This window comes from Desmonostoc vinosum, assembly GCF_059505385.1.
The window spans coordinates 1-9487 of record NZ_JCACKM010000211.1 but is presented as its reverse complement, the minus strand read 5'-3'; the positions used below and the strand labels follow the sequence as shown (position 1 = coordinate 9487).

Annotated in this window: 13 protein-coding genes; 3 read left to right on the top strand and 10 right to left on the bottom strand. The window is 41.2% G+C overall.

Annotated features, from left to right (window positions below):
* Window positions 1-20 precede the first annotated feature (20 nt).
* The 3 genes from AC5JMF_RS25420 to AC5JMF_RS25410 all read right to left on the bottom strand — a co-directional run bounded on the left by AC5JMF_RS25420 (window position 21) and on the right by AC5JMF_RS25410 (window position 1183).
* Window positions 21-209 carry a hypothetical protein gene (locus tag AC5JMF_RS25420; protein ID WP_495798484.1) on the bottom strand — a complete coding sequence of 63 codons (189 nt, stop codon included), beginning with the start codon at window positions 207-209 and terminating at the stop codon, window positions 21-23.
* A complete protein-coding gene (locus AC5JMF_RS25415) occupies window positions 206-523 on the bottom strand; it encodes a hypothetical protein (RefSeq protein ID WP_495798483.1) in 318 nt (105 codons plus the stop codon). The genes AC5JMF_RS25420 and AC5JMF_RS25415 overlap by 4 nt, the downstream gene beginning before the upstream one ends.
* A gap of 135 nt (window positions 524-658) precedes the next feature.
* Complete coding sequence (locus AC5JMF_RS25410) at window positions 659-1183, bottom strand: hypothetical protein (protein WP_495798482.1); 525 nt, start codon at window positions 1181-1183, stop codon at window positions 659-661.
* A 384-nt stretch (window positions 1184-1567) separates the two neighbouring features.
* Between AC5JMF_RS25410 and AC5JMF_RS25405 the strand changes: the two genes are divergently transcribed.
* Complete coding sequence (locus tag AC5JMF_RS25405) at window positions 1568-2113, top strand: pentapeptide repeat-containing protein (protein ID WP_495798481.1); 546 nt, start codon at window positions 1568-1570, stop codon at window positions 2111-2113.
* A gap of 270 nt (window positions 2114-2383) precedes the next feature.
* Here AC5JMF_RS25405 and AC5JMF_RS25400 read toward each other — a convergent pair whose 3' ends face one another.
* Window positions 2384-2743 carry a hypothetical protein gene (locus tag AC5JMF_RS25400; RefSeq protein ID WP_495798480.1) on the bottom strand — a complete coding sequence of 120 codons (360 nt, stop codon included), beginning with the start codon at window positions 2741-2743 and terminating at the stop codon, window positions 2384-2386.
* Window positions 2744-3039: 296 nt separating this feature from the next.
* Complete coding sequence (pdxR, locus tag AC5JMF_RS25395) at window positions 3040-4506, bottom strand: MocR-like pyridoxine biosynthesis transcription factor PdxR (RefSeq protein ID WP_495798485.1); 1467 nt, start codon at window positions 4504-4506, stop codon at window positions 3040-3042.
* Between the two features lie 186 nt (window positions 4507-4692).
* Between pdxR and AC5JMF_RS25390 the strand changes: the two genes are divergently transcribed.
* The gene (locus AC5JMF_RS25390; protein ID WP_495798479.1) at window positions 4693-5382 is read left to right on the top strand and encodes a pyridoxamine 5'-phosphate oxidase family protein; all 690 of its coding nucleotides are present in this window, start codon (window positions 4693-4695) and stop codon (window positions 5380-5382) included.
* A 148-nt stretch (window positions 5383-5530) separates the two neighbouring features.
* On the top strand, window positions 5531-6085 hold the full coding sequence (locus AC5JMF_RS25385) for a pyridoxamine 5'-phosphate oxidase family protein (RefSeq protein WP_495798478.1): 555 nt from the start codon (window positions 5531-5533) through the stop codon (window positions 6083-6085).
* On the opposite strand, the gene AC5JMF_RS25380 is transcribed toward AC5JMF_RS25385, so the two are convergent.
* The 5 genes from AC5JMF_RS25380 to AC5JMF_RS25360 all read right to left on the bottom strand — a co-directional run bounded on the left by AC5JMF_RS25380 (window position 6082) and on the right by AC5JMF_RS25360 (window position 9182).
* Window positions 6082-6291, bottom strand: coding sequence for a hypothetical protein (locus AC5JMF_RS25380; protein ID WP_495798477.1), 210 nt, complete (start codon window positions 6289-6291; stop codon window positions 6082-6084). The two genes, AC5JMF_RS25385 and AC5JMF_RS25380, sit on opposite strands and share 4 nt — an antisense overlap.
* 233 nt (window positions 6292-6524) lie before the next feature.
* A complete protein-coding gene (locus AC5JMF_RS25375) occupies window positions 6525-6704 on the bottom strand; it encodes a hypothetical protein (RefSeq protein ID WP_495798476.1) in 180 nt (59 codons plus the stop codon).
* A gap of 472 nt (window positions 6705-7176) precedes the next feature.
* Window positions 7177-7491: a hypothetical protein gene (locus tag AC5JMF_RS25370; RefSeq protein WP_495798475.1), complete on the bottom strand. Its 315-nt coding sequence runs from the start codon at window positions 7489-7491 to the stop codon at window positions 7177-7179.
* Between the two features lie 340 nt (window positions 7492-7831).
* Window positions 7832-8893, bottom strand: coding sequence for a histidinol-phosphate transaminase (gene hisC, locus AC5JMF_RS25365; RefSeq protein WP_495798474.1), 1062 nt, complete (start codon window positions 8891-8893; stop codon window positions 7832-7834).
* A gap of 28 nt (window positions 8894-8921) precedes the next feature.
* The gene (locus tag AC5JMF_RS25360; protein WP_495798473.1) at window positions 8922-9182 is read right to left on the bottom strand and encodes a MoaD/ThiS family protein; all 261 of its coding nucleotides are present in this window, start codon (window positions 9180-9182) and stop codon (window positions 8922-8924) included.
* Window positions 9183-9487 lie beyond the last annotated feature (305 nt).

Genomic DNA, 9487 nt, shown 5'->3' with positions numbered 1-9487 from the left:
GGGTGGGCATCTTGCCCGCCCTAATTATGCAAGTTATATGTGGAACAGCTTAGACGCCGAGTTTGTAGCCAAGGTAATCCCAGGATAATTTCTGTGACGTACCCGACTCTGATGCTTACGCATACAGCGCGGGATGAATTTTTGGTTAAGCTAAATTCAGAACCTGCGATCGCTTCTACAGTAAACTCATCAAACTCGCCTTGGATCATATCCGACCACAAACTCCAGTTTCATTGAGTTTGAAAGTAAAAAATCGTCCCTGTGGGTGTTTTTCATGTGCTTTTTGGGCTGCTACTAAACTATCTGGATCGATGAAGTAGTCGCCGCTATTTGGTTCAATGACAATAAACCAGTTATAGTGCTTCTCTATTAACTCTGGGCGAAGTCTGTCAAAAATTGGGCGACAACGTTGCTGAAAGGCTTCTAGTTCGGCTTGGCGTTTAGCTTGTTCCTCTGGAGAGATTGTACGCTCTGAAAATAGTCTTCCCCGACGGGATTGGCGATGAGAATTTAGTTGTGTCATAGCTGAGTTTTTTGAGATTTTCTTTTAAATATATCATAAATCTGCTAATGATTTGTAGAGCTATTATAGAAAGCCATCGCTCTAATTTATTGCAGGCGATCGCTTGATTTTATGACTTTAGAAATATCAAATATATTAAGTATTCACTGTAGTTAAGTGCTTGGTAATTAAATTGACTGGCCCAGAACAATAAACGCATAATTCATTGGCAATCTCAACAGCTTCTTTAGGATTTTTATCCAAATACATTGCTGTTAAAGCAAAGTGCTGACCTGCTCCAATAGCACTAAATTCATTAATTTTTTCTACTAAATAACTGTTACTAATCCGAAAAATCTCTCCCTCCAAACCAATTAAATAACTATTTTTTCTGCCAAAATTATCATCTTTTTTCTTTGCCCAACCATAAAACTCAACAACAAAATCTAGAACTGCTTCAACTGTAGGTGCAGATGGCTTATGATTTCTTGCAAATATTTGCATAAAACTCAACTCCATCACATAACCCACACTACCGATAATCATGTCATTTACTTCAAACAACTTACCTTGCTCATCTCCAGTGACGCGAGAGTTTTCTGTCAAATAGCCACTAACTCTAATACTATCGGCGGCAAACTCTAATTTATCAGAATATTTTTTAGCTGCAACAACGCTCATAATCATTAAAGTTACAAAATGTCACATACATTTTAACTACTTTTTAGCGATCTGCTTAATAAAGCCTATTTTTTCTTAATTAATCTGGATTTTTCAGATGGGTTAATCTTCTCAGCCAAAAAGTTATAGGGAAAAGTACTCTCCAAAAGTGTAGATAGTCAACAACCAGCACTTATCTTTATTCATAACTGCAACAATAGACTACTAGAAGTATATTTACGTTAAGTAAATGTTCAAAATGCGAAAACTTCTAGCAAAATAAGATTACAAGTTTTAGCTAAGCTTACTGTTGCTAGCAACTCAATAAATTGTCTTTGGTGTGGTTTGGGTAGTGTGTGACTCACAACTAGACTTGCTTACCTATGGACATTGTGAGGTGAGAATATGGACGCTAACAGACTCCTGAATTTATATGCATCAGGAGAACGGAGTTTTAATAGAGCAAATCTGCATCAAGTAGACCTGAGTGAAGCTGATTTGAGGGGTGCAAATTTAGCTGAAGCTGACCTGAGTGGAGCTGATCTCAGTCAAGCTAACTTGAGTGGATGTAACCTCAGTCGAGCTAATCTGACTGATGCAGAATTAAGTAGAGCCAACTTGAGTGGCGCCAACTTGAGTGAAGTCAATTTGATAGGTGCAGACCTAATTAAAGTCAACTTAGAAGGAACTAACCTGAGTCGTGCAGATTTGCGGAGTGCAAATTTAGTTCAAGCTAATCTGCTGGGTGCAAATCTCAGTGAAGCAGAAATGAGCGGAGCAGATTTAACTGAAGCTAATCTGAGAAAAGCAAATTTGATTGGCAGCAATATCAATGAAGCAGAGCTAAATGGTGTAGATTTAGCAGAAGCAATCATCACTGAACAAGAAGTAATCGGAGGAGTTTTACATATAGGTTCGTCCCACAAATGGATAACTTGGGCTGGTAGTTAATGATGTTCTCAAATAGTGGTTCTCCTGTGAATCGAACACAAGAAGGGGCACAACAGAACAGTTGTTGTGCCCCTTAACTTTGAAGAAACATTGCTGAGTAAGGAGTGAAAAATAAACATACTCTTGCAAAACTACTCGATACGAGAGTACACAGGAGGTTTACCGCCACAAAAGCTAAAACAAGTAGTTGATTATATCCAAAACAACAGCTATAAGACTTTTTCAGCAAGCCCTAACCATGGTTCATAGGGCGTTGCTTGCCAATAATTTTTAGTAAACCAAAGGTGTTATACCACGCATTTGACGTAAAGAATTTATACAAGCAGCACAGTCGCAGCCAAACAAAGTAATTGCCATATCGCTTTCTTCGTCATTGAACTCTAGCATGGGAGCATCTTCTTGAGAGAACTCAACTTCGCGCTGATAGGTAGGAATTTGAGCTAATACTGAAGCTCTAGCACAAACTAGGCCCACTTTATGTTTATTGCGGATGCAGGATAAGCGGTCTTCTGTGGTTGTAGCTTCTTTTTGTGGCTCTATAGCTTGTGCTTGATTGAGCATCACTCCCATAGACAAAAGAGAGCTAAGCAGTACAGGGCTAGAAAGCAAACTAAATATAAATTTATTCATGTGTTTCCTTGAAAAACTATCTTGGATGCCCAGATTCCCCGATTAAATATTACAGTTCATGTAATGTCTATCAGGAATAATAACCTGTTGTCTGTTAATGTGCATTAAGCGTGCAGCATATTTCTGCTCAATAAAGCTAGGAATCAGGATATACAAGACTCCTGAATCAGGAATTTTGTTTCAATATGCGGTTGCAGGCAAACAATGTCACTCAATGAGGGTCTATTGAGCTTGGGTCATGCGACAGTAGGCAATTCACAGCGGATAGCTTCTTCGATTATGAGGCGATCGCCTCCTCAATTTTCTGAAATTGCCTGACTTAATCGCCGCACTCCTGCTTGAATTTGCTGCTCGTTGAGGTCAGCATAACCTAAGATAAATTCGCTACTAGGGCTATCTTTTAAATAGTTGGAATGAGCAGCAGCAAACCCCACGCCAACCTCAACCGCGCGTTGGATGATTTCTCCATCACTGAGGTTTGTATGTATTTTAATCATCAAATGCATTCCCGCATTTTCCCCGATAATTTGCACTTTTTCACCAAAATAGGCAAATAAAGACTCCACTAGAGTTTGCCGTCGTTGGTCATAGAGCGATCGCATCCGTCGGATATGACGTTCCAAATGTCCTTCGGTAATAAAATCTGTCAGGGCGTACTGTTCTAATAAACTCGATTGACGATCTGCCAGCCATTTGGCGCGGGTAAATACGTCTACCAAATTATCTGGCAATACTAAATAACCCAAACGCAGAGCCGGGAAGAATACTTTGGAGAATGTACCCACATAAATCACTGAATTGCCTTGATCTAATCCTTGCAACGCCGGGATGGGACGCTCACCATAACGATATTCACTATCGTAGTCATCTTCAATAATCATCGCTCCTGAATTCTGCGCCCAAGCTAGCAGTTCTAATCTTCTGGGCAGAGATAGCAGCGCCCCTGTGGGAAATTGGTGTGATGGAGTCACGTAGATAAGTTTAATGTTAGGAATTATACCCCTTGTCAAACTGCTGACCACCAAACCAAATTGATCCACACTCACAGGAAACAAACAAGCTCCTTGCGCTAAGAAAACCCGTCGCGCCCCTAAATAACCAGGATTTTCGACAGCTATCCAATCACCCTGATCAATCAGTAGACGCGTGATTAAATCCAGTCCTTGCTGCGAGCCGCCAACAATCACGATTTGCTCTGCACTACATTGTACTGCCCTAGAACGAGCTAGATAATCAGCGATCGCCTCCCGTAGCGGTCGATATCCCATGGAACTATTGGTATAATCAAGCACGTCAAGATTAGCAAGACAATGGCGAGACAGCAATTTACGCCACAAGTTAATGGGAAATTGATCATATGCTGGTCTTCCGTAGCTAAAGTTAATTTGTGCTTCCAACTCTGGTAGACGTGAAAAGGCGCGGTCTGTCAAACTCTGACCATAGGCTGATAAAGGTATGGATGAACTAGTTGCTGATGGTGTTGATGTAATTGGTGCAACCCTTAACAAGTCATCAGGAAGTTGGTGAGCGACAAACGTCCCCGAACCTACAATTGTTTCTAGATAACCTTCACTGAACAGTTGGTCATAACTTTGAATGACAGTGGCGCGAGAGATACCAAGAGATTGAGAAAGCGATCGCGTCGAAGGAAGCCGCTGTCCTGGCGCTAATCTTCCCGATAAAATCGCTCGCCGCAATTCTTCATAAACTTGGCGATGCAGTGGTAAGGACGCTTGCGGGTCAATGGTGATCACAAAATCCATTACGGGTAGGGAATGGGGAATAGTGGTAAAACTTGTCTTTACCAATGCAATCACAAGAGTATCAACTTCTATCCCCGTTAGGGTAATTAAACCTAAAGTGGACTGGTATTTTAGTGCAAAATTGGCCATTGCATCATTCCACTTTGATTATTACTCTAGCGATGTAGGGTTAAAAATTTCCGACTCATGCATCAACAGGAACAAAAAATAACCGCATTTCCCCCTAGCCAAAAAACGACTATTAAGCGAATACCTCAGCGGGGAAGTTATCAGAGTGACACGATATATGACATTTTGGATGAAGGATTAGTTTGTCATGTAGGCTTTGTGTTTGATGGACAACCTTTTGTCATCCCCACAGCCTATGGTCGAGTTGATGATATTTTATACATTCACGGTTCGCCAGCCAGTCGAATGCTAAAATCGCTCCAGCAAGGAATTAATGTCTGTATCACAGTGACTTTACTTGATGGTTTAGTACTGGCGCGATCGGCGTTTCACCACTCGATGAACTATCGCTCTGTAGTAATATTTGGGACAGCAACACTCGTACAAAATACTGTAGAGAAGTTAGCTGCCTTGAAAGCATTTACAGAACATGTGATTGCTGGACGTTGGCAAGAAGTGCGATCGCCTAATCAAAATGAATTAGCAGGCACTATAGTATTATCTTTACCAATAGTAGAAGCCTCAGCGAAGGTTCGCACGGGTGGGCCTCTTGATGCTGAAGCCGATTATCAATTACCTGTGTGGGCTGGAGAAATTCCCTTAAAGCTCAGCGCTACTACACCTATACCCGATTCACGATTGGATACAGAAATTGCACTTCCCGCTTATGTCAGTCACTACAAGCGATCGGCATTTATGTCTTGCTAGATAGTCACAGAAGCAATAGGCTAAGGAGATGGGAAATGGGAAATCTGCCAACATCAAAACAGTAAAGCCCACAACGAGGAGATAAAAATATCTCTTCCCCACTCCCCACTCCCCACTCCCTACTCCCCATTTTCTAGCTAGACAGTCTATGGCTAAACTTTTTGACTGTATTACAGAGGAACTGCAAAAATTTATCACTACCCAACACCTTTTCTTCGTGGCTACTGCACCCTTAAGTTCCACGGGACACATTAACTTATCTCCCAAAGGTCTAGACTGCTTTCGTATTCTTTCTTCCCATCGAGTCGCTTACCTAGATCTCACAGGTAGTGGAAACGAAGCATCAGCCCATCTGCAAGAAAATGGGCGAATTACCTTTTTATTCTGTGCCTTTGCAGAACCGCCGTCTATTCTACGTCTCTACGGTCAAGGCTACACGGTTTTACCTAATTCTGCTAATTGGAACTCCCTGCACTCACTGTTTCCCCAGATTCCTGGCACGCGTCAAATTATCGTCGCTGATATTGAGCGAGTACAAACATCCTGTGGTTTAGGTGTGCCACTTTATGAATATCAAGGTCAACGACAAACTTTAGTCAACTGGGCAAGTAAAAAAGGAGAGCAGGGAGTTAGAGATTATCAACAACAGAAAAATCTTGTCAGCATTGATGGTTTACCAACTCCGCTGAGTCAGTTGCCTTAAGCGTACCTGCAATAGAAGTTATAAACATCTTTGCTATTTGTTTGACCTTTTCTTACCCAGGTAACTGTCCAATCCCGTGTACCTGTGGCAGGAGGAGTATCGAAACAATTGTATGAAGCCTGATCCCACTTGACTGCAAAGCCTCCTGAAATAGCTTCAGTTTGACTAGTAGAAAGTTCCTCAAAACAGGAAAGATGAGTAATCATATTGAACACTCCTTTGTCAAGAACAAAACTATGTTCTAAATAAGACAAAAATGAAAGGGTTTAGGGTGTCGAGTGCAGGGAAAAAGTATAACGCGCATTGATTTGTTTGGAGCTTGATTTGAAATCTCATTCTTTCTCTTGCATCCCCGCACCCTTACACCCTCACACCCAAGAGATCGTAAAAATTACCAACCTCTAGTTTCTAGTCACTTTTTCATTACTGGCTTACTGGCTTAGTAGTCACGTTTATAACACTTGTAGCAGTAATCACAGTAGTATCTATACTTTTTGTCGTCTTTCCATTTGTCGTCATCTTTCCATTTCTCGTCTTTCCATTGACCGCCAGATAACAGTTGCTGTTCTTCCACGGATAACTCTAGAAGCAAATCAGAAGCAAAGATTTGAACTGACATAATTGATACCTCTGTTTTTTCGATGATTTTTTCCCGTAGTATCCTTAAAAAAGATTTATACCAATTCTTCAAAAGCTTCGCGTCGCTTGCTTAAGCGCAGGGGTACGAGGGACACACCAGACGCGAGGATTGATTTATTGCAAGATTATAGAGAATTGGTATTAGAGAGACTTCAACGTTGGATTTAGTTGGATTTAGCTGCTCTAGACTGTTGACACTTCATTAAGGGATTTCCAATAAATAAATTATCCTTGGGATATTTTTTTATTTGGAAGTCCCTAAGATGAACTTGCAGATGAGCAGTTTCTATTTCTAATAACGAAATTTCAATACAAAATATTCCAGATTTAACAACAAATTTTGGAATGTCATTACTCACAAAAACTAGGAGGTAGGGATATAAGGGTGTGGCGAGAGGAAAATCCTTCTCCTAAAGGAGACGCTGCGCGAACACTTTTGGATTTAGAACCGCTTATTTTTGAAAATATCGATATGTGGCTGCCAGAGGAATTGCAAAAAATACGATAAACACAGTGTTGAAGACAGCGTTTTGCCAAAACCCTGCTGATATAGACAACGAACTGTCCAAGATGAACCACACGAGTACTGATACTGTTATGGCGTACCATGCTTCACGTTGCCTGCGATGAAATGGCCCTGCAAGAATAAAGAGCAAGGTAACACTCCAACCAACCATTACAGCACCAAGTACGCCATACAAAAATTTAATGTAGGAATATGCGATTTCATTAAAGGTGGTGTGTGCTTGCGAGGTTGAAAAGAACATCGCGTTAAAGAACAACTGCATGAAATCTGGTAAGAGAACTAAAATAATGCCGAATATAGTTACTCCGCAAGTCACTATGACTAACCAATACCACCATAAACTCATGTGCTAAGTAAGTAAGTTTTGTTTCATCTCTATTGATACTCTCGATTTATGTCTGATACTATTCGTGATGTCATATGTTTTGGATCTTTAGCCAGGATATTAACCTGGCTCTTTATTCTTCCTTATACAACAAAAAATAGCAGACAATATCTATCTCGAAGCATAAAACCTATGTATTCTTCATTTCTCGCGCTATTTTGCAGACATAACGATCGCTAAGGACGCAGTTTCAAGATTATTGCTTTCCAGTTCCCAATAATTCAATCATCGCTTCTACTAAAGCATGATTTTGCTCATTGGTGCCCACAGTGATACGTAATTTATTATCAAGACCTGGTTGTTTAAAGTAACGTACTAAGATTCTCCGTTGTTTCAGCTTTTGGTAGAGATACTCGGCATTGTCTTGCGGAGGCTGTGCTAATAAGAAATTAGTTTGAGAACTCCAGATCCGAAAACCTAACTTTTGTAAGTCTTTTGCTAGCTGAGTTCGTGAAGCTTTAATCTTTGCTACACAAGCATTTTTATAAGCTTGGTCGGTAATAGTAGCTGCTCCAACTGCACAGGCGATCGCATCAATATTGTAACTATCTTTGACTTTAAATAATCCATCTAATAGTTTTGGATTTGCCACCCCAAATCCCAGCCGCAATCCTGCTAAGGAGTATCCCTTAGACAATGTACGGATCACAAAAACATTCGCGTGTTCTTTGACCAAATTTAAGGCATTTTCCTCAGCAAAATCTACATACGCTTCATCAATCACCAACACCCCAGATAATCGATTTGCAAGGTTTTGCAAGTCATTCATTGCTACTACATGCCCCGACGGACTATTAGGCGATGCAATAAATGTTACAGCCCCATTCGCAGCAATTAGTTTCTCCAAGGGTAGGCTGTAATCTTCTTTGTAGGGAATTTCGACAATCTCCGCTGCTTGCATCTGTGATAGTGTACGGTACAACACATAAGTAGGCATGGGGTAGACTACTTTTCGCCCAGGTTCCGCACAAGCTCGAATCACCAAATTCAATAATTCATCACTGCCGTTTCCCACGATTATCCAATCGCTAGGAACTCCTAAAACTTTACTTGTGGCTTGCCGAAATTCTTCCCCGTAAGGTTCTGGATAGCGCCGCAACCATTCGCCATCAATATTCCGCAGCACAGCCAGCGCTGCCGGAGAAGGAGGATAAGGATTTTCGTTACTGTTGAGTTTGATGATTTGTGTACCCCGTTTAGGCTGCTCACCGGGGACATAACTAGCCATCTCATCAACATTAGAGCGAAAGTAGGTCATGAGCAAAAACTTTAATACTTATTTCCAGCTAGCCACCGCTGACAGGTGGAATTAGGACTACTTCATCACCATCTTGTAAGAGGGTATCTGGTTCAACAAAGATGAGATTAATGCCAAATCGAGTCAAATTGCGCCATTGAGTGAGTTCGGGGTGTTTTGTGATGAGGCGATCGCACACTGCCCTCACTGGTGTACCATTGGGAAACTCCAATATCAACTCCGAAGCCCCAAAAGCTTCTTGATAAGCAGCGAATAGTTTGACCGTAATGGTGATTGCAGACTTAGCCATACAACTTGCTTTGCTAGCACCAGCCAGTAGCTTGAAATACTGATAAGCACCTAAAATTATTGAAGTTGATTAGACATCTTGCAAAAGTTCTCAATTCAGCAATCAGATAATTCTAACGCCTATTACTTGATTCCTGCTTCATCAGAAATCAATTGAATTTTTTGCAAGATTTACATTATACAACTTTTAGAGTACAAATTACTATCCAAGGGGACTGGGGACTGGGGACTGGGGATTGGGGATTGGGGATTGGGGACTGGGGACTGGGGATTGGGGACTGGGGATTGGGGATTGGGGACTGGGGA

Coding starts and splice junctions, on each gene's coding strand:
- AC5JMF_RS25420 (WP_495798484.1), bottom strand. CDS start 209: ATGATCCAAGGCGAGTTTGATGAGTTTACTGTAGAAGCGATCGCAGGT.
- AC5JMF_RS25415 (WP_495798483.1), bottom strand. CDS start 523: ATGACACAACTAAATTCTCATCGCCAATCCCGTCGGGGAAGACTATTT.
- AC5JMF_RS25410 (WP_495798482.1), bottom strand. CDS start 1,183: ATGAGCGTTGTTGCAGCTAAAAAATATTCTGATAAATTAGAGTTTGCC.
- AC5JMF_RS25405 (WP_495798481.1), top strand. CDS start 1,568: ATGGACGCTAACAGACTCCTGAATTTATATGCATCAGGAGAACGGAGT.
- AC5JMF_RS25400 (WP_495798480.1), bottom strand. CDS start 2,743: ATGAATAAATTTATATTTAGTTTGCTTTCTAGCCCTGTACTGCTTAGC.
- pdxR (WP_495798485.1), bottom strand. CDS start 4,506: ATGGATTTTGTGATCACCATTGACCCGCAAGCGTCCTTACCACTGCAT.
- AC5JMF_RS25390 (WP_495798479.1), top strand. CDS start 4,693: ATGCATCAACAGGAACAAAAAATAACCGCATTTCCCCCTAGCCAAAAA.
- AC5JMF_RS25385 (WP_495798478.1), top strand. CDS start 5,531: ATGGCTAAACTTTTTGACTGTATTACAGAGGAACTGCAAAAATTTATC.
- AC5JMF_RS25380 (WP_495798477.1), bottom strand. CDS start 6,291: ATGATTACTCATCTTTCCTGTTTTGAGGAACTTTCTACTAGTCAAACT.
- AC5JMF_RS25375 (WP_495798476.1), bottom strand. CDS start 6,704: ATGTCAGTTCAAATCTTTGCTTCTGATTTGCTTCTAGAGTTATCCGTG.
- AC5JMF_RS25370 (WP_495798475.1), bottom strand. CDS start 7,491: ATGTTCTTTTCAACCTCGCAAGCACACACCACCTTTAATGAAATCGCA.
- hisC (WP_495798474.1), bottom strand. CDS start 8,893: ATGACCTACTTTCGCTCTAATGTTGATGAGATGGCTAGTTATGTCCCC.
- AC5JMF_RS25360 (WP_495798473.1), bottom strand. CDS start 9,182: ATGGCTAAGTCTGCAATCACCATTACGGTCAAACTATTCGCTGCTTAT.